Consider the following 25,891-nt stretch of genomic DNA (forward strand, 5'->3'; position numbering starts at 1 on the left):
ACTAACTAACTGCATATAGCTATCGTTACAAATTTATTTTCCCAAAAAATTGATATTTTTATTAATATTTTTGCTTTTGGATTTTCCTATTAAATAAACTACGGATAGATCATGAAAATATTTCGATTAAGCAAAGGACTTCTTTTGACCTTCTCGTTGTTAAGCCTACTAACTGCGCAAGCTTTTAGTCAAAGCAACTTTCAAGGTCAGGGAAAAGCATCACTGGAAATTAAAGCTATATCTATGTCAGGAAAGACCGGATTAGTATCTTGTCATAACTCACTGTTAGCAGAGTGTTTTATTACTTTAAGTATTATGGCTCAAAGTGAAGGCTTTATAGTTATAAAAAACACGTCTGCTAACCCGGCATTTCATATCATGGCATTTATACCTGGTGATTGGACAAATGTAATCCAACCATCAATTTGTGAGGTATTGAATCCAAATGAAGAATGTGCGGTAGTCTTAAAAGCAACAGGAGATGAACCCCCTCACCCCCGAACTACAATAGAACTAAAAGGAACAAACACTAATTCAGCTTTTTTTGATCTGGAAGTTGTTGTATAAATATTGCTTAACTGCTAAGGAAAAAATAACTTGACTAAATAAGTGCTACCATTTTGATAATTATCTTTATGCGCTTATAATCAAGTCATTTCATAATGACAAAGGACTACAATGATTTACCCTAACATCTTGGCAACCATAGGTCATACTCCCATAATAAAAATTAATCGGCTTGCAAAAGATCTGGATTGCGAGCTTTATGCCAAATGTGAATTCTTTAACCCGGGGGGTTCGGTAAAAGACCGTATTGGCTATGAAATGATAATCAAAGCTGAAAAAGAAGGCCGAATTAAACCAGGCGACACCTTAATCGAGCCTACTTCAGGAAATACAGGCATAGGCTTGGCACTGGCTGGCGCAGTACTGGGTTATAAAGTAGTCATTACCATGCCTGAAAAAATGAGTCAGGAAAAACAATCAGTTCTTGAGCGTTTGGGAGCCGTTATTTATAGGACTCCTACTGAAGCAGCTTATGATGATCCAGACAGCCATATTTCTCTGGCTAAAAAATTACAAGCTGAAATTCCTAATTCTCATATTCTCGATCAATATGCCAATCCTAATAATCCTAATGCTCATTATTTCGGAACAGCTCAGGAAATTATTGACGATTTCGGTAAAGATTTGCATATGGTTGTCGCGGGGGTAGGAACTGGAGGTACCATTAGCGGCATAGCGAAGCGGCTCAAAGAATTTAATCCTTCCATTAAGATCATAGGAGTGGATCCTGTAGGCTCAATCCTTGGCGGTGGCACAGAAGTAAAATCTTATCATGTAGAAGGTATAGGCTATGATTTCTTCCCTGATGTGTTAGACAACAACTTGATTGATTCCTACATAAAAATAACTGATGCTGATTCTTTCCATACAGCAAGGCGGCTAATTCGTGAAGAGGGTCTATTAATCGGTGGCTCAAGCGGGGCTGCAATGTGGGCTGCATTGCAAGCAGCCAAGTCCTTGAGTAAAGGGCAAAAATGCCTGGTCATTTTGCCGGATTCTATTCGTAATTACATGTCTAAATTTGCAAATGATGAATGGATGAAGGAAAACGGCTTTCTTTAAAATCATGGGATTGTTGACAATTCACTATTTAAAACCTGGTTGGATTGTCAACCTACCTTAATTAACGGACATAGAAACTGGAGAAGAGCGTTTTTCCAGATGATCAAACAACAGATCAGCATCGACGAGTCCAGTACTAATCCATCTGGCGAGGGCAGAGGCTAATGACTCACCAATAACATTCCTGTCTTCAATAGAGTTAGTAACAATTGGTTTATTAGAATCCATTGATAGATCAGAAAAGAATTTGGTCATATCAACAATGCGCCCATTAGATTGGGGTAAAAATCTAATGTAAAGTGAGAGCAACATTTCAGTTGTAATTTCACTCACTTGGAGCATAGTTAATAAGTTCTGACGCCATTGCTTATAGATCTGTAATAGCTTTTTGTTGTCTGCTGCTATCAAATCAATTATATCAGCGATAGTGCCATCCCCATTTGGATTTACACTTTCAACTGGCTTAGGTGGGCTGACAGCTAATTGCCCTACATAAACAAAATCTGTTTTATTCTTTACAGCAGGAAAATAATAGTTTTCTTGCTGAACCTGAATGGTTATCCCGGATTTTGATGCATTAAATGTGTCTCCCGAATACACTTCACACTTTCTTAATTCCTTATCATGTTCAACAAAGGATAAAGTAATATTTATACCTATTGCTTGTGAAAGTGCTCTTAAAGCGCTGGCGGGGAGAGGGGTAGACATTTGACGTAAAAATGATTTGGGTGTGTCTCGATCCAAACCATTAAAAACTTCTCGATGATTTAGGGGATTAGCATAAATCTGATCCAGAGTCAGCTCTCGTAGTACGTGGGCAAAACATTCGACAATTTCAGACTTACGTGTCCCATTAATCAACATACCCATACGCTCAGAAGGAGTCAAATAAGGTTGATTGGGAATATATTTAGGAAAATGAAAATAGAATCGTTCCAGTATTTTTCTCAAAGTATCATCGTTAACACGGGGAGATCTCTTTAAATAATCAATTAAAGCAACTGCTGTGGCATGAAATTGCTCCCCTCCCACATTAATAAAACTATGTTGTATTTGCGAACTATTACTATTATTTTCTGTTTTAAAGAACCCAGCTCTTGGCATAATGTTCTCCCATCCCACCTTATATCTTCAATTCTAATCAATCAAGATTAAGGAAATATTAACAAAGTTTTTACAATTTAATGAAATTTTTGCTACTAACGCGTTCCTAATAACAACAGTATGGTTTTAATATAGTTAAACTGCAATTTATTATTCATTCGATGGCATCAATTTATGTTTGACAAAATGATGACTAAAAATCTCTTCTAATTTTAATAATAAAAGAAGCGAACTGCTGAATACTTTAGCTAAAGCATAAATAATGCCAACTTTATTGTTAATTGTCACTATACTAATATTTACCAATTTTTATGCGATGAAATCACCTAAACATCAAATTAATGGTTTTGACCTAATTTTTTCTTGACCTTTCCTTTTTAGCATAGATTAGTACCTTACCAATAATTTAAGTCCAGACTCACTCAAGAAACTGCTTTCTTTCAAAAACCATCCGTATTCTTTTTACCAGATTTAATCAACATGGGTAAGGTTCGACATTGAACAAAAATAAAGTGACCAGATTTGGTGAAAGTGTACCTCAATGAATTTTGTAGAAATACTTCAGAGCGATAATTTTTCAATATTGGAACAACACTCAAGATTAAAAAATAACGTGTGAACTCATAAGAGAGTTTTCACAGACAAAAATTGCCGTTCCAAAAATATCATTATGGATATAAAATGGTAAGTAACGCCATAATTCTAAATCCAAAGTGAAACATCCAAGAATTTTCAATACATCAAATGGGAAATTCTCCAGCTAGGGATTTGGTAAGGAGAACGCATGGAACATTATCAGGAAGATGATTTGGTTCGCGTTAAAGAATTACTGCGACATACGGGTGAGTTTATTGCCTATTTTGAGTTGGCTGAAACAAAAATGATGGAGTGGCGTGATGAAATTGAACAACAAGCCGCACGATTTCAACAATTGGCTCAATCCCTGCAAAATGAATTAACTTCAATTCAAAACCTCATTTCTCAATCAGGAGCGACCCATTTCAAAATGACGGCTGAAAAAGCATTAGCTCAAGGCGAAACTCATCTATATTGTTTAGAAAAAACCTGTAATCAATTTACTCAAATTTGCCAACAACAACAAGAAAAAATCACGAACTTAACAGATCACTGTATTGATAAAATCGAAAAACACACTTCTCAATCCGCTCAAACTATTGCAGTTCAACTGTCCAAATATGATGTTCATCACTTTCACCGTATAGCCAGTGAAAGCTGTGACCATGTTGAACAAGTTGCTAACGACGCAATAAATAAAAGTAATAAACTTCTTAACATGTTTCAATTCAGACTTGGTCTTTTTGCTGTGTTTATAACCATTCTAACAGCATTTGTTATCGTAGTTTATCTCAACGATGAGTTGCCATGGGAGATGCATCATCAGGCGATGAGTGAGCGTCAGGCCGGTAAAGTTCTTCTTCAAGCCTGGCCAATATTAAGTCAAAAAGAAAAAGAAAAAATATTAAATAAAGATGGTTTACAGCATGGCTAATACTGGGCTTGATTTGGTACTATCAAAGCAAGGACTTTTATGCCTATTCCTGTTTATCATTATATTTTTGCTGTGTATTCACAAGATAAGAAAAGAACTACGCATCAAACAATGGATGAGATCGTTACACTTAACTCACCATGCTCAAGTCTTTGAGAAACTATATAACAATACTAATGGCTTCCTGATTTCACAGCAGGCGAGGAAGAAACGAGATGCGATAGACTATGTGTATGGGGAAATTGAATTTTTACCTTTCATTGCATTGTTATCATTAGTCAATATTGACCACAATACCGTTTTTTATGATCTGGGCTCAGGAACTGGTAAGGCTGTTATCGCTTGTGCTATGGTGTACCCTGTCCATAAAAGTGTAGGTGTCGAGCTGTTTCCTGAATTGCAACAAAGTGCTTGCGAACATATCCAGAAACTGGCAACCATAGAGGAATATGCTGAGACCAGCAAAAAAATTGCATTTATTTTGGGTGATTTTCTGACCGTTGATTTATCGGAAGCAACTTTGGTATTTATCAATTCCAGTGCCTTATTTGGTTCGACCTGGGAGGCACTGAGCAACCGGCTTAACAGCTTACCCAAATTAATGACAGTCATTACTACCAGCAAAACTTTGCTGTCAAGTCATTTCAAGTTAATCACTCGCACTAAAATACAAATGAGTTGGGGGGTGATTTTTGCGTTTATTCATACAAGAGAAAACTAATTTTTACTAACCAGCTTGAAAACATTGAATAATTTTTTACCCGAACTATACTTATAAAATCAAATGGGAAATTGTCAGCACCTGATGTGTCTTGGTAGCAGACATTAGACCCTTTACATAACTCATGAATTTTGTTTTAGAGCCGGATAAAAATGTTTCAAGGAGCCAAGTTTATATAAAGTAACTGAATCTCCAGAAACACTGATAACCAAGCTAAAAACAAATGAGAATGTAATCGGTCTATTAGAATACGCGACAAAACGAGGTGGGTATATGATCAAATCCGAACTCATTGAACACATCGCTGCTCGAATGACGCATCTTACTGAAAAGCAAGTAGCTGATGGTATTAATAGAATACTGGAATTAATGAGTGACGCTCTCATTAACGGTCAAAGGATAGAAATTCGTGGTTTCGGTAGCTTTTCTCTTCATTACCGACCTCCACGAAATGCGCATAATCCTAAAACCGGGGAAAAAGTGGTGACTGAGGCCAAATATAGCCCTCACTTCAAACCTGGGAAAGAATTGCGTGAGCGCGTCAATTCATCGCGAGACAAGTTCCCTCTCTCGGAAGACGATTAAAAATCATTCTAGTGCCTCATCAATAGTCAATTTGGGAGTTGGCACTAGGTGCGTGGCAATGTAACTCCCGTTTGGCCTTGATATTTTCCGTTTCTATCACGATAAGAGACTGCACACACTTCATTAGCCTCTAAAAAGAGCATTTGTGCCACACCTTCATAGGCATAAATTTTGGCTGGCAGTGTAGTCGTGTTGGAAAATTCAAGAGTAACATGACCCTCCCATTCAGGTTCCAAAGGGGTAACATTAACTATAATCCCGCAACGAGCATAAGTAGATTTACCTAAGCATATAGTTAATACATTACGCGGTATGCGAAAATATTCTACTGTCCGTGCCAATGCAAATGAGTTTGGCGGAATGATGCAGACGTCAGACTGCACATCCACAAAGCTATTTTCATCAAAAGCCTTGGGATCTACTATTGCCGAATTAATATTCGTAAAAATCTTGAATTCATTAGAACAGCGAACATCATACCCATAACTGGACACGCCATAGGAAATAATCCGACCATTTTGGCTTTCTCGCACTTGGCCTGTCTGAAATGGAGAAATCATCCCATGTTCGAGAGCCATCTTTTCTATCCATCTGTCTGATTTAATTGACACGATATTCCTCTTTTCTTCTTAAAAAGAAGAGATTTCTATCACAAAAACGAGAGAAACGAAAGTTCGTTTTAGTGAAGCGAAGAATAAAATTGCTACAACCTCGATGAAGTCAGCCAGAGAGTTTCTATTTTAAGGGTTAATAATTTAGGTTACACTGACATCAAAAATTTCCTTACCTTGATGTCAGTGCCCCAGGAACAACTATTTTTTCTTACCAGCCAGGGAACTTAATATATCGCCAAACTCCATTGGCATAGGGAAAACAATAGTAGAATTGTTGTTAACCGCTATAGTAGCTAACGTTTGTAGATACCTTAACTGCATGGCCTGTGGTTGTTGAGCTAATACTTGGGAAGCTTGTAATAGTTTTTCTGAGGCTTGCAGCTCCCCCTCGGCATGGATTACTTTCGCCCGCCTATCCCTTTCTGCCTCGGCTTGTTTCGCAATTGCTCTGATCATACTCTCGTCCAAATCCACTTTCTTGATTTCCACATTTGAAACTTTAATTCCCCAACTTTCTGTTTGGGCATCAAGAATTTTTTGTACATCACTATTCAATTGTTCACGCTCTGCTAACATATCATCCAGTTCATGCTGACCCAATACAGAACGTAAGGTAGTTTGTGCCAATTGACTGGTTGCTTCAAAATAATTTTCTACCTGGATGATCGCATTTTCCGGGACTACTACGCGAAAATACACCACAGCATTTACACGCACCGACACGTTATCTCTTGATATCACATCTTGGCTAGGAACATCCATGACTATAGTTCGCAAATCAACACGTACTACTTGCTGAATAACAGGAATAATGATTATCAATCCAGGACCTTTTACACGCCAAAACCGTCCTAGCATAAAAACAACACCACGTTCATATTCCCTAAAGACTTTGAACATTGAAATGAGCAGTAAGCCTATTACTATTAGTAACACTACCAAAAATGGTCCCATCTCGTTCTCCTTAAATTCTCGCCACGTCGATCAGCGCAATCTATTAGTAAACTGATTTATCTTCTTCAACTTCCAACAATAATCCAGTTGCTTGAGTTACTTTAATACATTTATTCGCTGCAATCGGGGATCTGGAATGAACACTCCAAATTTCACCCTTTATCACGGCCTGGCCTTCCAAATTAATTTCTCCTAAGGATCTTCCTGTCGCTCCCACCAATATCTCCAGACCGTGCTTTACTGCCTGCTTTCGAGATTTAATTAACATTCCCAAAATCAATACAAATATCAAAACATTCAACACCGCCATAGCCCAAATTGCGGACCATGCTATCTGAAAGGCGATATGCTCTGTATTCATCAACATTATGGAACCCAACACAAAAGCAACCGTTCCTCCTACACCTAAAGCCCCAAAACTCGGAGTAAATGCCTCCGCTATGACGAATATGACTCCTAAAATTATTAAGCCAAGACCAGCATAATTTATAGGTAATAATTGCAGCGCGTATAAGGCAAAGAGCATTGAAACAGCCCCTATCACTCCAGGCAAAACATATCCAGGATTTACCAATTCAAAGAAAATTCCATAGATTCCAAGCAGTAACAACAAATAAGCCACTGTGGGATTTGTGATAACAGATAAAAACCGGGTGCGCCAATCTGGATTTATTACCTCAACCTCTGGGTTATTGGCATTAATAGTTATTGTTTTATTATTTTGACTGACTTTTACTCCATGTACCTGCGACAATAAATCATTTCTATTTTTTGCAATATAATTAATGACACCCTTCTTTAGTGCTTCATTGGCTGTGATAGATTTGCCTTCGGTAACAGCCCTTTGAGCAAAATCTGGATCCCTTCCTCTTAATTGTGCCAGTGACCTTATAGTAGCCACTGCGTCGTGAGTAATTTTATTCTCCATGGTAGATTTTTTTTGTGTGTCCTTTTCACCGTCAGTAAACCCTGCACCAAGACTGACTGGGCTTGCTGCACCCATTTGGGTACCAGGTGCCATTGCTGCTAATGTACTGGCATACATTAAATAAGTTCCCGCACTCGCAGCCCTTGCCCCAGTTGGGCTTACATAGGTAATGATGGGAACATTAGAAAGTAGAAATAACTGAATAATATTTCGTGTTGAGTCATATAGTCCGCCTGGAGTATCGATCAAAATTACTATTAAGTCAGCATCCTGGGATTTCTTTATGCTTCTTTCCAGATAATCAACGGTAGCTGGACTAATAGCTCCTTTAATATTCAGCTCTACAACTTTTGCAGCATAAACACCATGAATACAGATGAAAAATAGGATGATAAGTATTATTAGAGGTTGTATTTTTTGTAATATTACCAGTTTTGAATCGCATCGCTCAGAGAGTTCCCCTTGCATAGTATGATACTTATGCATGCTCAAATCCTTTTAGGTTGCTATAAAGTAAAAGATAGCACAACTTGAAAAAGATACGGGGAGGGGCAACTGAAAGATTAATTTAGCATAGTTAAATTAATATCAGCTTGTAACATGAAAAAATTGTCACAAGCTGAATTGACGAATAACGCTACTTTAGAAATAAACACCGATCTGGGCCGATACTGTATCAGCTGATTTCCCAGTACCTAGCGTCGGAAGATTTACCAGTCCCAAAGGGGCAGCTCCGTTAGCAAACTGAGTAAGACCATAGTCAATATCGTGCCTATACTCAATACTCTCTACAGTATCTTTCCAAATTGAAATATTAAACACTCCGAGGTAACGACGTTTTGGTAGATTTAAAGCCAATGCTTCCTTTGTCCATTGATAACCAACTCCAATAGACGCTGGCCTATTAAAAGCTCTGAAAGTCATACCTAATTCTGCCTGGGCTGCCTGTGGTCTTGCACCACGTCCGTTAAAACTTAAATCTTGAGGTCTAAAGCTTTGTATAGCACCAACCCATTCTCCGGTGAGATTGTAACGGTCATAGCCAACATTACCATGCACATCAACTGCTTTTGTTTTTCGGACGTTTTCATTACCATTCGTTATAGAACCAAAACCACCAAACGTTGTACCAACATCAGAACCCGTACTTTGCATACCACCGGCATCATCAATAGAGCTTATAAAGCTTGCCCCGATCTCTCCATTTATATTATTAGCTCCGAAGATGTAACCCCAATTGACACCACCAACTCCTGACCTACCCAATGTGGTATCACTTCTATAACCGTAAACAGCCGCAAAGGGCCCTGTATCTGCTTGTGACTTATATCCAAAAATAACAGGTCTTGTTTTAGTTCTTGCCAAATTCATTGTTACTGGTGCACTAATCATTGAACTGGAATAACGACCAAAGGGCACATACACTTGACCAGCAGTAAAATAAAGTGGGCTTTTATCCAAATTACCTATATTGACAAATCCCATATTTAAATTAAATGCCGAATTATTAACTCGGGGACCGATTGCAGGAGGGCTTTCGTCGTAAGCAATTGCAATGTATGCCTCCACATTTTCATTCAATGCAGCTGCTACATCGAGTTCACTGGAGCCTAAAGTAATGTCTCCATCAGCATTAGTTGACCTGAAAGGATTATTAAGTGTTGCAGCCGGCTCTGCTTTTCCACTTAATGAAATAATAGGCATATTAGGAATAGGGTAGCCTATTTTTTGATATGCTCTGTATAAGCGGCGGCGTTGTTGCATTAAACGGATGTCTCGGTTAATACTGGATATGTTTACTATATAATCAGAGCCATCAAATGCCGGTCTATCTCCAAGGTAGGGTGAACTTACTACAGGTGTCCCCGCAATGTAGGTTACTACTCGATTATCAGCAATCAATGCTGTTGGATAAAAACTAATCGACTCGGGGTGTGCTTCAGGTGCATGAACGACGACATGGGAAGGGTGATATTTTTCTCTTTTAATACGTGTTGGATTAGTAGATGATTTCGTCTGCGTTTGAGATTGCTTCACAATGACTTTGTGTTTATGATTTTGAAGCGAACCTTTATGCGCTGCTAATTGTTGCTGTAGTCTGTCTAATTGTGCTTGTAAATCTTCTGCTTGATGCTGTAATCGTTGAATTTCACTTTTCAGTTGTTGATCTTGATCCGCATATAATGGCGATGAAAAACAAGCTAGGGCCAAAATAAATTTCTTATACTTCATGCGGGTACTCCTGTTTATTATTTTTACATCCTAAACGGATAGCCTAGGGATTATAGCGCGGTAAATACTGGCTGGCTATAGGATCATTCAGATCTAATTTAAAATAAATTGACTTATTTATACGCATTTATTATTTGTACATATAAATCAAATAATTAGATATTTGATCTCTTAGACTTAGAATGGTCTATTATGTATATTTTTTGACTTTTTCTGTTGAGTGAGCACAGGATTATGAGATATTTTTAGTACCATGAATCTTTCAGGGAAATACGCCCGTCTTTGAGGAGCGGGCGTTTACTATAGGCATTTTATTTATGCATTACCAATATATTTTACACCAAAATATGGCCCATATAGCCCATAATCACTATTTGCTATAGGATTTCCAATATTTTGCAGGAATTGAGATTGTAGCGCATTAAAATAATTTAGAACTTGATAGCCACCTTCTACGTTTAATACTCCTTGCGCCATATTATAGGCATAATTTAATCCAAGTTTAGCTTCCAAACTTGGAACTATTGATTTCTTGCTGGCATAAATCGATCGGACAACTGCTCCGTTAGGGCCAGCAGGGAATGCAACGTATCCAAGATTATATCGACCTGTTCCGTACAAAATAGACGCTTCGCCATTCGCCGTAACACTCAATGAACTGGTTAAATCATAAGAATAATCAATACCCCAAACAGGTCCTACCCCTCTAAAATCCGTATTATCAAATAAGTGAACTGAACCTAAGACAGGAAATGGCAGTGTATAATAATTGGTATCATCAACTTCAATATTGGCATACTGTAATCCACCATAGAAACGCATGTCCTTAACCAAACCGAAGTCAGCATGTTGACCCATCACTAGATTCACTTGATCCAGTCTATTTTTATATATTCCAGTGAATTGATGTGGGAAATTTATCGGAAATACATCGACTCGTCCAATAAGACCCCCAGGACTAACAAAATCACTATAGTGAGTCCAATTGATTGTAACATCATTGCCAGTATTAAAGTGGTAGGAACCTTCCAGTCGATATCCCCAATCCCAATCTTGATAATCATCAAACCTTGCAGGCAGTAATTGAACTTGTTTATAGGCTCTATCAGCATCATAAACTGATTTTAAATACAGTGCCTGGACGCCTAAGTCCCAACGTTTTAATTCACAGGGAACAGTTACATTACCTGGCGTGCAAACAGGACCCATAGTACCTGCTGACACATAACTACTTGCCACTAATCCTATTAGGGCTAAACTTGTCTTTTTCAACATATGGACTCCATTTCAAAAAAAAAGCCCATCACAAAAATGATGGGCTCTAAAAGAACTTAATTACTTATAAAATTACACATTACCAACATACTTCAAGCCAATGTATGGACCAGAAGCTGCGAAGTCAGTTTCAAGTCCGAGAGTAGCTGTATTGTGTAAAGCGTTAAAGTAGTTAAACCACATGTAACCAACATCTAACGTCAAGTCACCTTGAGCCATTGCGTAAGTGTAATCTGCACCTAGTTTAGCTTCCAACTCAGGAACGATGGCATTCTTAGAACCAGATATGAAGTTAAATCCATCGTAGAAATCGCTGGTACCAACCAGAATAGCAGCAGCACCTTTAGCATAAATGCCAAAGCCATTGCCAAACACATAGTTCATATCTATACCAGTGCGAGGACCAAAGCCATTGAATTTAGAGTTGAATCCATCATTAAAGAAGAAATTATTGAAATAATGGTTCACATCAGCTTCAATTCGTGCATATTGAACACCGCCATGGAAACGCATTTTCTTGTTAGCACTGAAATCTACGAATTGACCTAGTTCAGCGTTAACAGCATCCCATTTGTTGTTGTATCTGTGGTAGTTAAAAAAGTCAACCCAGTGATCGCTGTCATTATCAAAGTGATACCAGTTCACATTGATGTCATTACCGGTGTTGAAGTGGTAAGAACCTTCTAATTTGAAGCCCCAATCCCACTCATGGTCAACATCGTGAAAATGCTGCCAAGGACCTACTTGAGTAAAACCATTGTAGCCCCAATCAGCGTCATAAATTGGTTGCAAGTAAAGTGCAGTAATACCAATATCCCATGCAGTTCTTTCGCAAGGAACAGTTACATTACCTGGGGTGCAAACTGGTCCCATAGTACCAGCGAACACTGCACTGCTTCCTAAAGCAAGAACAGCTACCGCTGTTTTTTTCAAATTTAACATGCTTATCTCCACTTTTTTTATTATTAATTTCCGTTCGTTACTAATTTAGCATATCAGCAACAGTACGCATTCTTCGCTCTAATCGAGAGCGTACCTGGATAAATTATCCAGCTGGACTTCCAGAAAGTCAACAGTATTGCTGAAATTTCTTATAAAGTTAACAAATTACACATTACCAACATACTTCAAACCAATGTATGGACCATGGGCGGAGAAGTCTGTCTCAAACCCAGCGAAGGTTCCAGTATTGTGTAAAGCGTTAAAGTAGTTAAACCACATGTAACCGACATCTAACGTCAAGTCACCTTGAGCCATTGCATAAGTGTAATCAGCACCTAATTTAGCTTCCAACTCAGGAACGATAGCATTTTTAGAGCCAGATATCAGGTTAACTCCATCGTAGAAATCGCTGGTGCCAACTAGAATAGCGGCTGCTGCTTTAGCATATATTCCCAAGCCATTTCCAAACACGTAGTTCATATCTAAACCAGTACGAGGACCAAAGCCGTTGAATTTAGAATTGAATCCATTAAAGAAGAAGTTATTGAAATAATGGTTCGCATCAGCCTCAATTCGTGCGTATTGAACACCGCCATGGAAACGCATTTTTTTGTTAGCACTAAAATCCACGAATTGACCTAATTCAGCGTTAACAGCATCCCATTTGTTTTCGTGTATATGCCAGTTAGCGAAATCAATCCCGTGATAACTGTCGTTATCAAAGTGATACCAGTTCACATTGATATCATTACCTGTGTTAAAGTGGTAAGAACCTTCTAATTTGAAGCCCCAATCCCACTCATGATCAGCATCGTGCCAAATCTGCCAAGGACCCACCTGGGTAAAGGCATCATAAGCCCAATCAGCGTCATAAATTGGTTGCAAATAAAGTGCAGTAATACCAATATCCCATGCAGTTCTTTCGCAAGGAACAGTTACATTACCCGGGGTGCAAACTGGTCCCATGGTTCCAGCAAACACGGCACCGCTTCCTAAGGCGAGTACTGCCACTGCTGTTTTTTTCAAACTAAACATGCCTTGTCTCCACTTGTTTATTATTGAGTTTCCATTTTATTGATAACTCACCATTTGGAGTTGTCAATAGCACGCATCGTCGCTTAGGTTCGAAGCATGCAACGATAAGAGTATCTGCAGTGATTTTAAATAAGTCAAGACAATTTATTAAAAATTCGAATATTTTCATGCTGATACAACTAAATTTGTACATCGTCGTCATTTTTTTACCACATTTATCGACACCCAATCAAGGAGCCATTGTTTCCAAGTGGGTTAATTTGCCCTTATGAAATTCAATCATAAGAAAAACGCTATCTGTGCCAAAAAACTCATTTTTTTATCAAAGTTACAACAACACGTCTATTGGCCGCTCTACCCTCATCCGTATCATTTCTAGCAACAGGTTGAAGTGCCCCAACCCAAGTGATCGTCAATTTTCTTTGAGGAACACCTAGCCAGATTAAATAATTTTTTACAGCTTCTGCTCTGTATTGTGAAATAGCATTATTATATCCTTTGCGCCCTGTATCATCTGCATAACCAACAATTTTTATAACGTCAATTTGTATGTCAGCGCCTACATATTGGGCTATTCGACGCAACTGCGCTTTATCGGCATCAGATAATAATTTACCATCCACTCCAAAGTGAAAAGTACTTTCTTTCACATCCTCATAAGTAAAAGATAATAGACCACCAAGGCAACGTTGATACTGCGAATAGACCTTTTGAAAATGGATAGGAGAAAGAGTGACAGTAATACGAAATCCTTCTTCAGATAAATAATTAAAATTCGCCTGGTATCCTTGCGATAGAAAGGTTAATAACTTTAAAGCAGGTCTTCGATTTAAAAATAATCCATACTCGCCTGGTTTTATAAACGTTCGAGCTACCATGTAAGACTTGGGCAGTAATGGTTTCCATACGGGTGGGGTTGCAATGACCTGGGCAGGCAGCGCTCTTTGTACTTGGTCCCATTTACGCAAAATAAAGTGCGGAGATTTTGTTGCGTATTGCTCAAAGTATCCAATACCATAATTTGGAATAGTCAAAGATAAACCACATCGAACAGGATTACCTGACATGCGCCAATTTTCTTCTCCCATTGGACTGGCATACTGTATATGTGGAACAGCAAAAGCTGAAGTTGAAATAAACAAATAACCTAACGTAATAATTTTTATTTTTTTGCATAATAAATACGCTGACGCCATTTTTTGCTCATCCCAATTGGCAATTCATGTTATCCTTTTTTATCGGCAATCATGTGGGAATCTTTATTATGCAAACTCTAGTAATTAACCGACCTGACGATTGGCATCTCCATCTCAGGGACGGTGAATTTCTACATCACACTGTTCAAGCATCTGCTCAACATTTTGCTCGCGCTTTAGTTATGCCTAACCTAAAGCCTGCCTTAACGACCTTGTCAGCCATTGAGAGTTATAGAAACAGAATAGTTTCCGCTATCCCTCAACAATATTCCTTTATGCCTTATATGACTTTTTATTTAAATGAGTCAGTCAATGCAGAAGAATTACAACGAGCCACATCACTACCTTATGTACTTGGTGGAAAACTTTATCCAGCCGGCGCTACTACAAATGCGGAAGAAGGAGCTAAATCTTTAAAGGAACTCTATCCTCTTTTTGAAGTGCTCCAAAGCAATAATTTGGTTTTGCAAATTCATGGTGAGGTAACTCATAGTGATATTTTCGAGCGCGAGGCATTATTTATAGATGAATACCTAAAGCCTATTGCCACAAACTTCCCGAAACTAAGAATTGTACTGGAACATGTCTCGTCTAAGGCTGCAGTAGATTATATTACTCAAGCTCCAGCGAACCTTGCGGCAACAATTACTCCCCATCATTTGCTTTACAATCGTAATAAACTCCTTGTTGGAGGTATTAAGCCTCATTATTATTGCTTACCTGTTTTAAAGCATGAAAAGGATCAAAAGGCTTTACAACTTGCAGCTATTAGTGGAAATCCAAAATTTTTCGCTGGTACCGATAGCGCTCCTCATGCCATCCACACAAAAGAAAATGCCTGTGGCTGTGCAGGAATTTATTCAGCTCCATTTGCAGTAGCACTATATGCACAAGTCTTTGATGAGCATAAAAATCTAAAACATCTCAACGATTTTCTAAGTCGTTTTGGTGCTGAATTCTATCAATTACCTATTAACTCGCAGCAAATAGAACTGATTAAATCACCTCAAACTATCCCCGACTCTATGCCATTTGGATCAACTTATGTTGTACCTATCGCTGCCGGGGACACCATAGAATGGAGTATTAATGGTCGCTCGTAATAATATTCTATGTAATACCATTAAAAATCGATTTCGTGGTTTTTTACCCATTGTTGTTGATGTTGAGACAGCAGGGATTGATCCTCAAAAAAATGCTCTCTTAGAAATGTGCATAGTCTTATTAGATATGGATGAGCACGGCTTTCTAAAAAGGGGGGAAAGCTACTTTGAACATATTTTACCGTTTCCCGACGCAGAATTAGACCAAAAATCACTGGAGTTCAATCAAATAGACCCCTACCAACCGCTTCGTTTTGCAGTAGATGAGCAAATCGCCCTTGAGCGATTATTCAAACCCATCTATGATTCACTTAAAAAAAATCGTTGCCAAAGAGCAGTATTGGTAGGACATAACGCCTGGTTTGATTTATTATTTATTAAAGCAGCCATTAATAGAACAGGCATAAAATCACCATTTCACGCCTTCACCTGTTTTGATACAGCAACCCTGGCGGGTCTAATTTTTGGGGAAACAGTATTGGCTAAAGCAGCCCAATCTGCCGGATTATCTTTTGACAGCCATGAGGCGCACTCTGCCATTTATGATGCAGAAAAAACAGCTGATTTATTTTGCTTCATGGTAAACAAATGGCGAATGATGTGCCTGTAATACTAAAAATTTGACGGCACCTGGATTAGGTAAGTCCGTAATCCAGGAAATTGATGAGGGCATTATCCCCGTATTATCTTCGCTAATACGGGGAGCTATAAAACAACAAACCGTTCTTGTCTCTTATAATGAATCAGAATGTTCAGACAAGTATTCAGCAACGCCTTTTGGAGATGCTTTCATCCCTGCTTGTCCTTTTTTCCAGCCTGCTGGGCAAACCTCGCCATTTTCTTCAAAGTATTGAACGGCGTCTATTATACGAAGAATCTCATCAATGTTTCTTCCTATTGGCAAGTCATTGACGATTTGTGAACGAACCATACCATTCGTATCGATGACAAAAGCGCCTCGGAAGGCCACACCGGCAACAGGATGCTCCACACCATAAGATTGACAAATGCTATGAGTCATATCGGCAGCCATAGTAAATCGAACCTGGCCTATTCCACCGCTTTTCACAGGAGTATTCCTATAAGCATTATGGGTAAAGTGTGAATCAATAGATACAGCAACCACTTCAACATTACGTCTTTTAAATTCTTCAATCCGATGATCAAGAGCAATCAATTCGGAAGGGCATACAAAAGTAAAATCCAAAGGATAAAAAAATACTAATCCATATTTGCCTTTTAGATGATCATGTAAATTGAATTTATCAACAATTTCACCGTCTCCCATTACCGCAGCTACAGTAAAATCAGGTGCTTTGCGTCCAACTAATACACTCATTCTATAATCTCCATTATCAGGGGGTGAATAAATCTCACAATTGTTATTAAAACTATGCGGCTACCGCATCACGTAACATGGTCTCTAATTCGCCTTGCTGAAACATTTCAGCAATAATATCAGATCCCCCAATTAATTCACCCTTTACATAAAGTTGAGGAAAAGTGGGCCAATCGGAAAATTGCGGTAGAACCTGACGAATATCAGGATTCGCGAGGATATCAACGTAGGCAAAATCTACCCCACAGGCTTCAATGCACTGAACTGCACGGGCAGAAAACCCACATTGCGGCATCTTTGGAGTGCCTTTCATATAGAGCATTATTGCATTATCAGCAATTTGCTTTTTAATTTTTTCTAAAGTATCCACGTATGCACCTTAATATATTTTAAATATAACAACCCAATTATGGCGAAAACCAAACAAGGTCGCAACTAATGATTCTATTACGATAATCCTATCAATCTATCCTTTCTAATTCTATTTTACCTCACCTTAGCAACCAATAAAATACTAATATGATACTAAATGACCTATAAATACCCACAATGGCCATGCAACAGCATGATCCTGGCTATTATTTTGCCAAAAATAGAGTGCTTTATGAACAGAAACAAAACCATCCGAACCTCTCCAAAATCACTCATGATTTTTGAAGATCACTAGACAATGACCTCAGGCCTTACCGAAACCCTAACCAAGGCTGAAAATATTAAATGGTCTCTTCGGTCATAGCACATTGAATATCATACTTATCCTGCTAAACTAAACATTTTTTAATCTTGGAGATTGATATGACATTTACCCTGCCCCAATTGCCTTATGCCTTAGACGCACTTGCCCCTCACATTTCTAAAGAAACATTGGAATACCATTACGGCAAGCACCATAATGCTTACGTTACCAACTTAAATAAGTTAATTCCCGGGACAGAATTTGAATCCATGACGCTAGAAGAAATTATCATGAAAGCAAAAGGAGGCATTTTTAACAATGCAGCACAAGTTTGGAACCATACTTTTTATTGGCACAGCATGAGTCCAAATGGAGGCGGCGAACCAAAAGGTAAACTAGCTGAGGCAATTAATAAATATTTTGGCTCTTTTGCTGCATTTAAAGAACAATTTACTCAAACTGCTGCAACTACGTTTGGCTCAGGTTGGGCATGGCTAGTCCAAGATAAATCAGATGCTTTAAAAATTATTAGCACAAGCAATGCAGCCACTCCAATGACTGATGGACTAACAGCCTTATTAACCTGTGATGTATGGGAACATGCTTATTACATCGATTACCGAAATAGACGTCCTGATTATATTGAAGCTTTTTGGTCATTAGTGAATTGGGATTTTGTAAGCAGCAACCTGAAATAGAATTACATAGAACAAAATATATTTATAGCAATCCATTGCCGATACTAATATGTTTAGGGAGACATCATGACTTTAATTACAAGTTACAGCCCAATGCCTGTAACCTTCTCGCACGGTGAAGGAGTATGGCTGTATGATGAACAAGGAAAAAAATACCTTGATGGGTTAAGCGGGATAGCAGTTTGTGGATTAGGTCATGCACACCCTGATGTCACTCGTACCATACAAGAACAAGCAGCGAAATTAATGCACACCTCTAATGCTTTTCATATTAAGGAGCAAGAATTATTAGCTGCCAAGCTCACTTCCATGGCAAAAATGGAACAAGTTTTTTTTGCCAATTCTGGAGCAGAAGCCAATGAGGCTGCGATCAAACTAACTCGTCTATTTGGACATAAAAAAGGAATTGAAACTCCTTCTATTATAGTAATGGAAAGAGCATTTCATGGCCGTACTATGGCCACATTAACGGCATCAGGCAGTCGTAAGGTTCAGGCTGGATTTGAACCCTTGGTTCCAGGATTTATTCGCGCACCCTTCAATGATCTTGATGCCATTCATACAATTGCCGCGAACAGAGAGGATGTTGTCGCAGTCATGATAGAACCTATTCAAGGCGAAGGTGGAATCTATCCAGCTGAAGAAGGCTACATGCGCGCATTAGCAAAGCTTTGTGAGCAGAATGACTGGATGTTAATTTTGGATGAAATACAAACAGGTAATGGCAGGACAGGTAAGCTTTATTCTTGTATGCATTATGATATACAACCCGATATTCTTACTACAGCAAAAGGACTTGGAAACGGCATGCCAATTGGAGCCTGTTTAATGAGTAAACGAGCCAATAATTTATTCAAGCCAGGAAATCATGGTTCAACTTTTGGTGGGAATCCCTTGGCTTGTGCAACAGCCTTAACTGTTTTAAATGTCATTGAACGAGATAAACTGTGTGAAAGAGTAACTAAAAACAGTGCCTTACTAATGGATAAACTAATTAGTAATCTGGGAGAACATCCCAATGTAAAAGCCATACGTGGCAAAGGTTACATGATAGGGATAGAGTTGGACAGACCTGCAAACGACATACGTGCTTTAGGTCTAGAGAATCAAATCTTGTTTAATATTACAGCTGAAACTGTAGTGAGGCTGTTACCTCCCCTTATTATTAATGAAGATGAAATCGATGAGCTGGTAAAACGATTAACTCTGACTATTAATCAATTTACCAAGCAATAGCACAAGGAAATATCAACTCAATAGATTTAATTAAAAATCACTGGCTCCAAGATGTATAACCCAAGAAACTCCAAAATGCTATTTTCAACCCGTTGGAGTTTCTTGGATATATCATTCATTATTCGTGATAACACTCGGAACCAAGACGAAAATAGACTTCTTTCTAAACTCGAAATGTTTAGCAATCCTCTAAAAACAATTTTCCCGAACTAAATCAGAACAAAAAGCTTTGTCCTTTGACAACAAAACCTAAAAAACCGTCTTTTTTGGCATTGGGCAATTTCCCTGGATTGTAATGATATAACCACATTTTTTTCTTTAGATGAGGAGGCAGTTTAACAAGCTCCGAATAATGAGCATGCACACCACTTTTAAATTCTGTAGTTTCGCAATCATGAAAAATAATATCTGATTCTTCATAAAAGGATATTAACTGGGAGGGGCAACTTTGTGTATCCGATGTATAAAAGATGCGTGATTTATTATAGTTAAATATCAAACCAAAACTTGGCATTAGTTCATATTCACTATAATAGTGGACTGTTTGTACCAATTTAAATTTTATTGATTGCCAAACAAACTCTTCATATTGTTTTATTGTTTTTACATCAAAAAAAACATTAAGATCTGCTCTTACATGTGGCAAGGTACTTAAGCCGCCTGACAAACTCTTATCCCATAACTCGGTAATAATTTTATCAGAGGCAATTAAACGAAGCTTATTGGAGTAATCAGGATCAAAATAAGTTACTAACGCAAACCATTCTAATCCCCCACAATGATCATAATGTAAATGACTGATATAAATATTTTTTATATCCTTATAACTCAGCCCTTGATCCCGCAATGAGTACTTGATATCTGTTCCCGCATCAATTAAGAAATTATCGTTTTCTACCTCTAAAAGAACGTTAGATTGATAGTTTTCGGGTCCAATAGCAAAGGACGATCCAGAACCTAAAAATGTAATTTTTAGTGTCATTATACCCCCTGCCATCACCCCTAAAATATCCTAGCCTTAACTTCCATGTTAAATTCCTTCATAAGGGCTATCAATAATGAAAATTAAATTGTTAATTTAAGACTATGTGATGATTATGAAATTGTCAAAAAGAATGAAGGCATTTACAAAGGATCTTCCCTTTATAATACATTAGCTAAGTTCTATTTTTTAAATCATGTAAATACTGACTGATTTTGACTGCTTGATTAGTAAATATCCACTTGATTCCTCTGCTTAATTCCCTATAGAGACTGTTCCTGGAATCGACAAAACCAACTCCAAAATGTTGATTTGCTTCTTGTAAATAATTGATTACCTTATCAGTTAATAATAAATAATTACCCAATACTCCCCCATAATTCTCTCTGACACTTAATTTGCAAAACTCCTTAACATTATTGTGCACCGCAACAAGCAATAAAGATTGTTTTGGAAAATGTGACAATTTTCTAAAAGTAAGTTCATGTAAACTCAATAAATGATAATCCTTGCATGGCGTCAGATTTTGTAAGATTTGTACTAACATCTCCTCGTTTTCAACTGCTGTTTTTAACTCAATAAACAAATGCATATTGCCGCCATATTCACTAACCACTTCGGCAAGAGATGGAATCCTGGGTTCCAATGCACGCAGTTCATTAAAATTCAGATCAGCAATGACAACATCCTTATTCCATAACCGATTTAGGGTAGGGTCATGATTAATAACAAATACCTTATCCTTAGTAACTTGTACATCCAATTCAATTCCCCAAACCCCAGCATCTTTTGCTATTTGGAAAGCATCCAGGGTATTTTCTATTATACCCTTAGCATTATTGTGAGCTCCTCGATGAGCTATCATTAACGCACCATTAATATTCTCGGATTGTGGTTTTAATCTAGGAATAATTGCAAAATACCCATCCATTAATTTTTCCATCAATTTGAGTAACACGGCAAATTTTCCTAATATTTCAATTTAAATCATTCTATGTCGACAATAAATAAAAGGCAAAAACGAGATCTATACCCAAGAAACTCCAAAAATGCCAGGTTTTGGAGTTTCTTGGATATAAACACAAATTGTAAAAAAATCGACTAAACTTGAAGCTATATAAGAATTACAATAAAAATCAAACTACAATCTAAAATTCGTAGCTGAAAATAATCACAAGGAGCGTTCCAATGACAATCAAAGTAACAAAAAAAGGAATGGATTTATTACGAGATTCCTTGCTCTCCAAAGGCACCGCTTTTACCCTCAAAGAAAGAGATGAATTGAACTTGCATGGTTTAATACCAACCACTATTGAAACCCTTGAACAACAAGTTGTTCGCTGCCTTGATGCTTATAGTGCTAAGGACACGCCTTTAGAAAAGCACATTTATTTACGTGCCTTACAGGATAGAAATGAAATCCTTTTTTATCGTTTTATAATCGATAATCTGGTCGATATTTTACCTATTATTTATACACCAGTTGTGGGACAAGCATGTGAAATGTTTTCCCATATATATAGACAGCCAAGGGGACTATTCCTAAGTTATCCCCAGCGAGATAAACTAGACGACATTATTCAACATATTGCCTCCTCTCGCTCGATTAAAGTTATTGTTGTTACTGATGGAGAACGGATATTAGGACTTGGTGACCAAGGTGCGGGGGGATTAGGTATTCCTATTGGTAAATTATCACTATATACCAGTTGTGGAGGTATACATCCAGCCAATACCTTACCTATCGTTCTTGATGTCGGTACAAATAATCAAGAACGATTAGATGATCCAGAATACATTGGGTGGAGGCATAATCGAATTTCAGGCAAAGACTACGACGATTTTGTTGATCAATTTGTTCAAAGTATAAAACGACATATGCCCCATGTATTATTACAATTTGAAGATTTTGCTCAGCAACACGCCTATCCTTTATTGGAACGGTATAAAGATCAATTGTGTACTTTTAATGATGATATCCAAGGAACTGCTTCCGTAGCTGTTGCAGCCATACTTGCTGCAACTCGTGTTGCAAATATTCCTTTAAAGGAACATCGGATTGCCTTATTGGGGGCCGGATCAGCAGGTTGTGGAATCAGTGAGCAATTGGTGCACGCCATGATGAATCAAGGACTTACTGAAGTTGAAGCCAGATCGCGTTTTTATTTAGTTGACAGATATGGGCTTTTACATAATGAGATGAAAGATCTATTGCCATTTCAAAAAAACTTTGCCAGATCCTATGGAGATCTCAAAGGCTGGAAATTACAAAAGGCGGGGGAAATTACATTAGCCGACGTCATTCACAATGCTCAACCAACCATACTCCTTGGTGTCTCTGGCCAACCAAATCAATTTAATGAATCTATGGTTAAAAATATGGCTAGCTATTGTGAACGACCCATTATTTTTCCTTTATCAAACCCTACATCTCGAGCAGAAGCAACACCCCATGATTTATTAAATTGGACTGCTGGAAAAGCATTAATTGCAACCGGAAGCCCCTTTGATCCCGTTACTATTAATGGTCGTACAATTGACATAGCTCAATGCAATAACTCTTACATTTTCCCGGGAGTCGGCCTTGGAGTTGTTGCTGGACACGCGAAAAGAGTAACTGACTCAATGATGATGTCTGCGGCCATTGCATTAAGTGAGTTAGCACCTGCCGTTAAAACTGGAGTAGGCCGATTACTCCCGGAATTAACTTCAATTAGGGATGTAAGCAAACATATAGCCATGGCTGTGATTTTACAGGGTATCAAAGAGGGTCATATAGTCCCAATGAGTGATGATGTAATCAATAAATCGATAAATGAAACCATGTGGACTCCACAATATGAGCCGTATGTTTTATAATAAGCCGATTATAGCTTGTTAGAATGTCTTTATTGACTCAGCATTTCGCGGTATATGATTGGGAACAATAACATTTATTTCAAGGGCAATGAAGCAATCCGGGATCTCAGTGGAGTGCAGCACTGGATTGTTTCGTATTAACAATTTAACATAATATTATTAGATCTGAATATTCTTCACAAAATTATTTCTGAAGGCCATTATTAAATTCAGCCTTTAAAAATAGAAAGGAAAACCTTAATACATAATTATTTTTATCGAGCCCATTATATGTCCATAATTACCACCAATCTAAATCGGGCGATTCATGATTTACAACAAGGGAAACCGGTAGCAATCCCAACAGAAACTGTTTATGGATTGGCGGCACCAATAAATAATGACTCAGCGATTAGATCTGTGTTTGAAATGAAAAATAGACCTTTGAATCATCCTTTGATAGTTCATATCGCTTCCAATTGGAGTCTAAATGCTCTTGTTGAAGAGATACCCGAATATGTGCATCAATTAATTTCCAAATTTTGGCCAGGGCCGCTCACTCTCGTCTTCCGTTGTAAAAAAGATAAAATCAATCCACTCATTACAGGCGGCCAGTCTACAATAGCAATAAGATGCCCAGACCATCCTTTAACACAAAAATTGTTACTAAGATTAAATACGCCTGTAGTGGCACCATCTGCCAATCCTTTTGGTAAAATTAGCCCAACAACTGCTTTACACGTTAAACAATCATTTAGTGATAAAGAGTTAACTATCTTGGATGGTGGTCGATGTCGTGTAGGAATTGAGTCAACGATTGTAGATGCAACAAACCCTGATTCATATCAAATTTTACGTCATGGGGTAATAGATGAAAAAGCAATTGCTGACGCCATTGCCATAGACCGTACAACTCAAAAAAACTCAATTCGTGTACCAGGTAAATTAGACAGCCATTATCAGCCACAAAAAACATTGTATTATTTTGATCAATATGAAGCCCTTTCCCAATTTTGTCAAAAAAGAAAAGGTATTGTTTATGTTATAGCAAATAAACAACCCTCCAGTGTAGAAAATAACCTTTTCCATCAGATGGGAACGAACCCTGAAAAATGTGCCTATGACTTGTATTACCAACTAAGGCTTGCCGATACATCAGATGCCATTTGCATAGCCATCGAATTACCTCCTGATATCAGTGAGTGGCAAGGTGTAAGAGAGAGGATATTAAAAGCCGGCTTTCCGTATTCCCATCAATAAAGTGATCTGCCTATGCTTCTGATTTAGTACAGAAGGTCTATTGACAGAACACCATAATTTGCGTACCTTAACGCCCAATGCCGAGGTGGTGGAATTGGTAGACACGCTAGCTTCAGGTGCTAGTGGGGGCAACCCCGTGGAGGTTCGAGTCCTCTTCTCGGTACCATCTAATAAATTAAGTAAGAGTTCCCATTGGTTGACCTAATTGAATCTTACTACCAGCCAACAAACCTTTATCCCATTGCATTTTTTCTCCATTGGCAAACAATAGAACAACTGTAGATCCCAGTTTAAAATAACCCATTTCATTTCCCTGAGACATAATTTTTAGATCAGAGCTCTTGCTATAATCAAAACGTTCCATTTTTTTTGATCTTTTGACATCACCATGCCAACTGGTTCCAATGGCACCTACAATCGTAGCTCCGACCATAACCATCACCATTGGACCAATTTTGGTTTTAAAAAAAACAGCGAGCCTTTCATTTCGAGCAAACAATTTAGGAACAACACGTGTAGTAGCTGGTTGAACCGAAAACAGGGTGCCAGGAATATAATTCATTGAAATTAATTCCGCATCGGTTGGCATATGTACCCTATGATAATCTTTAGGCGACAGGTACAAGGTTGCAAATTGTCCATGTACAAATTGTTCTGCTAATTGCTCCTCACAAGCTAAAAGCTCTTGTACTGAATAATATTTGCCTTTAGCCTGTAGCAACTGTCCCCGCCCTATCTTACCTATTTCGCTGACACAGCCATCAACCGGACAAATAATATCAGCCTGAGCGAGAGGGCGACACTCGGGTTTTAAATGACGAATAAAAAAATCATTAAAACAATCATAGGCCATAGGATCTTCAATTAATGCTTCACTCATATCTACATCGAATTTATGAATAAAGCTCCGAATTAAGAAATTTTTAACGCGAGGATTTTTAACGTTAGCAAAATATCCTGCTAAAGAAGTTATACTCTGTTTCGGAATAATGTATTGGGGAAATGTTTTTAGTACATCGTAAAACATACTTCTT

The 25,891-nt window shown here is 38.0% G+C and carries 24 protein-coding genes, 1 tRNA gene and 2 pseudogenes; 12 read left to right on the forward strand and 15 right to left on the reverse strand.

All coding sequences use genetic code 11. The features are described 5' to 3' along the window. The first annotated feature begins 111 nt into the window (after positions 1-111). Positions 112-567 carry a hypothetical protein gene (locus ACZ5EK_RS15535; protein WP_464430627.1) on the forward strand — a complete coding sequence of 152 codons (456 nt, stop codon included), beginning with the start codon at positions 112-114 and terminating at the stop codon, positions 565-567. 111 nt (positions 568-678) lie between these two features. Beyond that, a complete protein-coding gene (locus tag ACZ5EK_RS15540) occupies positions 679-1,629 on the forward strand; it encodes a pyridoxal-phosphate dependent enzyme (protein ID WP_464430629.1) in 951 nt (316 codons plus the stop codon). 57 nt (positions 1,630-1,686) lie between these two features. Here the strand turns inward: ACZ5EK_RS15540 and ACZ5EK_RS15545 are convergent, their stop codons facing one another. Continuing rightward, positions 1,687-2,733 carry a hypothetical protein gene (locus tag ACZ5EK_RS15545; RefSeq protein WP_464430630.1) on the reverse strand — a complete coding sequence of 349 codons (1,047 nt, stop codon included), beginning with the start codon at positions 2,731-2,733 and terminating at the stop codon, positions 1,687-1,689. Between the two features lie 784 nt (positions 2,734-3,517). Between ACZ5EK_RS15545 and ACZ5EK_RS15550 the strand changes: the two genes are divergently transcribed. From ACZ5EK_RS15550 to ACZ5EK_RS15560, 3 genes are all read left to right on the forward strand, one after another. Next, complete coding sequence (locus tag ACZ5EK_RS15550; RefSeq protein WP_464430631.1) at positions 3,518-4,243, forward strand: hypothetical protein; 726 nt, start codon at positions 3,518-3,520, stop codon at positions 4,241-4,243. Beyond that, positions 4,236-4,964, forward strand: a complete 729-nt coding sequence (locus ACZ5EK_RS15555) for a methyltransferase (protein WP_464430632.1) — start codon at positions 4,236-4,238, stop codon at positions 4,962-4,964. Before ACZ5EK_RS15550 ends, ACZ5EK_RS15555 begins: the two co-directional genes overlap by 8 nt. A 273-nt stretch (positions 4,965-5,237) precedes the next feature. Further along, the gene (locus ACZ5EK_RS15560) at positions 5,238-5,549 is read left to right on the forward strand and encodes an integration host factor subunit beta (protein ID WP_464430633.1); all 312 of its coding nucleotides are present in this window, start codon (positions 5,238-5,240) and stop codon (positions 5,547-5,549) included. A gap of 44 nt (positions 5,550-5,593) precedes the next feature. Here ACZ5EK_RS15560 and dcd read toward each other — a convergent pair whose 3' ends face one another. The 9 genes and pseudogenes from dcd to ACZ5EK_RS15605 all read right to left on the reverse strand — a co-directional run bounded on the left by dcd (position 5,594) and on the right by ACZ5EK_RS15605 (position 14,725). Then, positions 5,594-6,160, reverse strand: a complete 567-nt coding sequence (dcd, locus tag ACZ5EK_RS15565) for a dCTP deaminase (RefSeq protein WP_464430635.1) — start codon at positions 6,158-6,160, stop codon at positions 5,594-5,596. Between the two features lie 201 nt (positions 6,161-6,361). Then, on the reverse strand, positions 6,362-7,117 hold the full coding sequence (locus ACZ5EK_RS15570) for a slipin family protein (RefSeq protein ID WP_464430636.1): 756 nt from the start codon (positions 7,115-7,117) through the stop codon (positions 6,362-6,364). A 43-nt stretch (positions 7,118-7,160) separates the two neighbouring features. Further along, on the reverse strand, positions 7,161-8,531 hold the full coding sequence (locus ACZ5EK_RS15575) for an NfeD family protein (RefSeq protein WP_464430637.1): 1,371 nt from the start codon (positions 8,529-8,531) through the stop codon (positions 7,161-7,163). Positions 8,532-8,687: 156 nt separating this feature from the next. After that, positions 8,688-10,028: pseudogene (locus tag ACZ5EK_RS15580) on the reverse strand (LbtU family siderophore porin); the annotation flags it as partial. Positions 10,029-10,096: 68 nt separating this feature from the next. Further along, positions 10,097-10,277: pseudogene (locus tag ACZ5EK_RS15585) on the reverse strand (hypothetical protein); the annotation flags it as partial. Between the two features lie 315 nt (positions 10,278-10,592). Beyond that, entirely contained in the window at positions 10,593-11,552 is a 960-nt protein-coding gene (locus ACZ5EK_RS15590; RefSeq protein ID WP_464430638.1) for an Lpg1974 family pore-forming outer membrane protein, read from the reverse strand. A 72-nt stretch (positions 11,553-11,624) separates the two neighbouring features. Further along, on the reverse strand, positions 11,625-12,494 hold the full coding sequence (locus ACZ5EK_RS15595) for an Lpg1974 family pore-forming outer membrane protein (protein ID WP_464430639.1): 870 nt from the start codon (positions 12,492-12,494) through the stop codon (positions 11,625-11,627). A 165-nt stretch (positions 12,495-12,659) separates the two neighbouring features. After that, positions 12,660-13,529: an Lpg1974 family pore-forming outer membrane protein gene (locus ACZ5EK_RS15600; protein ID WP_464425806.1), complete on the reverse strand. Its 870-nt coding sequence runs from the start codon at positions 13,527-13,529 to the stop codon at positions 12,660-12,662. A gap of 311 nt (positions 13,530-13,840) precedes the next feature. After that, positions 13,841-14,725 carry a flagellar protein MotY gene (locus ACZ5EK_RS15605; protein WP_464430640.1) on the reverse strand — a complete coding sequence of 295 codons (885 nt, stop codon included), beginning with the start codon at positions 14,723-14,725 and terminating at the stop codon, positions 13,841-13,843. A 68-nt stretch (positions 14,726-14,793) separates the two neighbouring features. On the opposite strand from ACZ5EK_RS15605, the gene pyrC reads away from it, so the two are divergent. Continuing rightward, positions 14,794-15,828, forward strand: a complete 1,035-nt coding sequence (pyrC, locus tag ACZ5EK_RS15610) for a dihydroorotase (protein WP_464430641.1) — start codon at positions 14,794-14,796, stop codon at positions 15,826-15,828. After that, on the forward strand, positions 15,815-16,438 hold the full coding sequence (gene rnt / locus ACZ5EK_RS15615; protein WP_464430643.1) for a ribonuclease T: 624 nt from the start codon (positions 15,815-15,817) through the stop codon (positions 16,436-16,438). Before pyrC ends, rnt begins: the two co-directional genes overlap by 14 nt. 123 nt (positions 16,439-16,561) lie before the next feature. On the opposite strand, the gene ACZ5EK_RS15620 is transcribed toward rnt, so the two are convergent. Further along, complete coding sequence (locus ACZ5EK_RS15620; RefSeq protein ID WP_464430644.1) at positions 16,562-17,167, reverse strand: peroxiredoxin; 606 nt, start codon at positions 17,165-17,167, stop codon at positions 16,562-16,564. Between the two features lie 52 nt (positions 17,168-17,219). Beyond that, positions 17,220-17,537 (reverse strand): Grx4 family monothiol glutaredoxin, encoded by a 318-nt coding sequence (gene grxD, locus ACZ5EK_RS15625; protein ID WP_464430645.1) that lies wholly within the window; start codon positions 17,535-17,537, stop codon positions 17,220-17,222. Positions 17,538-17,962: 425 nt separating this feature from the next. On the opposite strand from grxD, the gene sodB reads away from it, so the two are divergent. Continuing rightward, positions 17,963-18,541 (forward strand): superoxide dismutase [Fe], encoded by a 579-nt coding sequence (sodB, locus tag ACZ5EK_RS15630; protein WP_464430647.1) that lies wholly within the window; start codon positions 17,963-17,965, stop codon positions 18,539-18,541. A gap of 66 nt (positions 18,542-18,607) precedes the next feature. Then, positions 18,608-19,777: an acetylornithine/succinylornithine family transaminase gene (locus tag ACZ5EK_RS15635; protein ID WP_464430649.1), complete on the forward strand. Its 1,170-nt coding sequence runs from the start codon at positions 18,608-18,610 to the stop codon at positions 19,775-19,777. 214 nt (positions 19,778-19,991) lie between these two features. Here the strand turns inward: ACZ5EK_RS15635 and ACZ5EK_RS15640 are convergent, their stop codons facing one another. Together ACZ5EK_RS15640 and ACZ5EK_RS15645 are read right to left on the reverse strand one after the other, a co-directional pair. Next, positions 19,992-20,759: an MBL fold metallo-hydrolase gene (locus ACZ5EK_RS15640; RefSeq protein ID WP_464430650.1), complete on the reverse strand. Its 768-nt coding sequence runs from the start codon at positions 20,757-20,759 to the stop codon at positions 19,992-19,994. 175 nt (positions 20,760-20,934) lie between these two features. Further along, positions 20,935-21,717 (reverse strand): glycerophosphodiester phosphodiesterase, encoded by a 783-nt coding sequence (locus tag ACZ5EK_RS15645; RefSeq protein ID WP_464430651.1) that lies wholly within the window; start codon positions 21,715-21,717, stop codon positions 20,935-20,937. A gap of 230 nt (positions 21,718-21,947) precedes the next feature. Between ACZ5EK_RS15645 and ACZ5EK_RS15650 the strand changes: the two genes are divergently transcribed. The 3 genes from ACZ5EK_RS15650 (at position 21,948) to ACZ5EK_RS15660 (ending at position 25,023) form a co-directional block, all read left to right on the forward strand. Beyond that, a complete protein-coding gene (locus tag ACZ5EK_RS15650) occupies positions 21,948-23,618 on the forward strand; it encodes an NAD-dependent malic enzyme (RefSeq protein WP_464430652.1) in 1,671 nt (556 codons plus the stop codon). A 270-nt stretch (positions 23,619-23,888) separates the two neighbouring features. Continuing rightward, complete coding sequence (locus ACZ5EK_RS15655) at positions 23,889-24,857, forward strand: L-threonylcarbamoyladenylate synthase (protein ID WP_464430653.1); 969 nt, start codon at positions 23,889-23,891, stop codon at positions 24,855-24,857. A 79-nt stretch (positions 24,858-24,936) separates the two neighbouring features. Beyond that, positions 24,937-25,023, forward strand: a tRNA-Leu gene (locus ACZ5EK_RS15660). 9 nt (positions 25,024-25,032) lie between these two features. On the opposite strand, the gene asd is transcribed toward ACZ5EK_RS15660, so the two are convergent. After that, positions 25,033-25,884 (reverse strand): archaetidylserine decarboxylase, encoded by an 852-nt coding sequence (gene asd / locus ACZ5EK_RS15665; RefSeq protein ID WP_464430655.1) that lies wholly within the window; start codon positions 25,882-25,884, stop codon positions 25,033-25,035. Positions 25,885-25,891 lie beyond the last annotated feature (7 nt).

It is taken from the genome of Legionella sp. JM-2024 (assembly GCF_055389095.1).

Excerpts from the sequence above, each read along its gene's own strand:
- ACZ5EK_RS15600 (WP_464425806.1), bottom strand. The coding sequence starts at position 13,529 with ATGTTTAGTTTGAAAAAAACAGCAGTGGCAGTACTCGCCTTAGGAAGC.
- ACZ5EK_RS15655 (WP_464430653.1), top strand. The coding sequence starts at position 23,889 with ATGTCCATAATTACCACCAATCTAAATCGGGCGATTCATGATTTACAA.
- ACZ5EK_RS15595 (WP_464430639.1), bottom strand. The coding sequence starts at position 12,494 with ATGTTAAATTTGAAAAAAACAGCGGTAGCTGTTCTTGCTTTAGGAAGC.
- ACZ5EK_RS15635 (WP_464430649.1), top strand. The coding sequence starts at position 18,608 with ATGACTTTAATTACAAGTTACAGCCCAATGCCTGTAACCTTCTCGCAC.
- ACZ5EK_RS15620 (WP_464430644.1), bottom strand. The coding sequence starts at position 17,167 with ATGAGTGTATTAGTTGGACGCAAAGCACCTGATTTTACTGTAGCTGCG.
- ACZ5EK_RS15535 (WP_464430627.1), top strand. The coding sequence starts at position 112 with ATGAAAATATTTCGATTAAGCAAAGGACTTCTTTTGACCTTCTCGTTG.
- ACZ5EK_RS15640 (WP_464430650.1), bottom strand. The coding sequence starts at position 20,759 with ATGACACTAAAAATTACATTTTTAGGTTCTGGATCGTCCTTTGCTATT.
- ACZ5EK_RS15570 (WP_464430636.1), bottom strand. The coding sequence starts at position 7,117 with ATGGGACCATTTTTGGTAGTGTTACTAATAGTAATAGGCTTACTGCTC.
- ACZ5EK_RS15540 (WP_464430629.1), top strand. The coding sequence starts at position 679 with ATGATTTACCCTAACATCTTGGCAACCATAGGTCATACTCCCATAATA.
- ACZ5EK_RS15555 (WP_464430632.1), top strand. The coding sequence starts at position 4,236 with ATGGCTAATACTGGGCTTGATTTGGTACTATCAAAGCAAGGACTTTTA.
- rnt (WP_464430643.1), top strand. The coding sequence starts at position 15,815 with ATGGTCGCTCGTAATAATATTCTATGTAATACCATTAAAAATCGATTT.
- ACZ5EK_RS15575 (WP_464430637.1), bottom strand. The coding sequence starts at position 8,531 with ATGCATAAGTATCATACTATGCAAGGGGAACTCTCTGAGCGATGCGAT.
- ACZ5EK_RS15545 (WP_464430630.1), bottom strand. The coding sequence starts at position 2,733 with ATGCCAAGAGCTGGGTTCTTTAAAACAGAAAATAATAGTAATAGTTCG.
- ACZ5EK_RS15560 (WP_464430633.1), top strand. The coding sequence starts at position 5,238 with ATGATCAAATCCGAACTCATTGAACACATCGCTGCTCGAATGACGCAT.
- ACZ5EK_RS15650 (WP_464430652.1), top strand. The coding sequence starts at position 21,948 with ATGACAATCAAAGTAACAAAAAAAGGAATGGATTTATTACGAGATTCC.
- ACZ5EK_RS15550 (WP_464430631.1), top strand. The coding sequence starts at position 3,518 with ATGGAACATTATCAGGAAGATGATTTGGTTCGCGTTAAAGAATTACTG.
- ACZ5EK_RS15605 (WP_464430640.1), bottom strand. The coding sequence starts at position 14,725 with ATGGCGTCAGCGTATTTATTATGCAAAAAAATAAAAATTATTACGTTA.
- pyrC (WP_464430641.1), top strand. The coding sequence starts at position 14,794 with ATGCAAACTCTAGTAATTAACCGACCTGACGATTGGCATCTCCATCTC.
- asd (WP_464430655.1), bottom strand. The coding sequence starts at position 25,884 with ATGTTTTACGATGTACTAAAAACATTTCCCCAATACATTATTCCGAAA.
- sodB (WP_464430647.1), top strand. The coding sequence starts at position 17,963 with ATGACATTTACCCTGCCCCAATTGCCTTATGCCTTAGACGCACTTGCC.
- ACZ5EK_RS15590 (WP_464430638.1), bottom strand. The coding sequence starts at position 11,552 with ATGTTGAAAAAGACAAGTTTAGCCCTAATAGGATTAGTGGCAAGTAGT.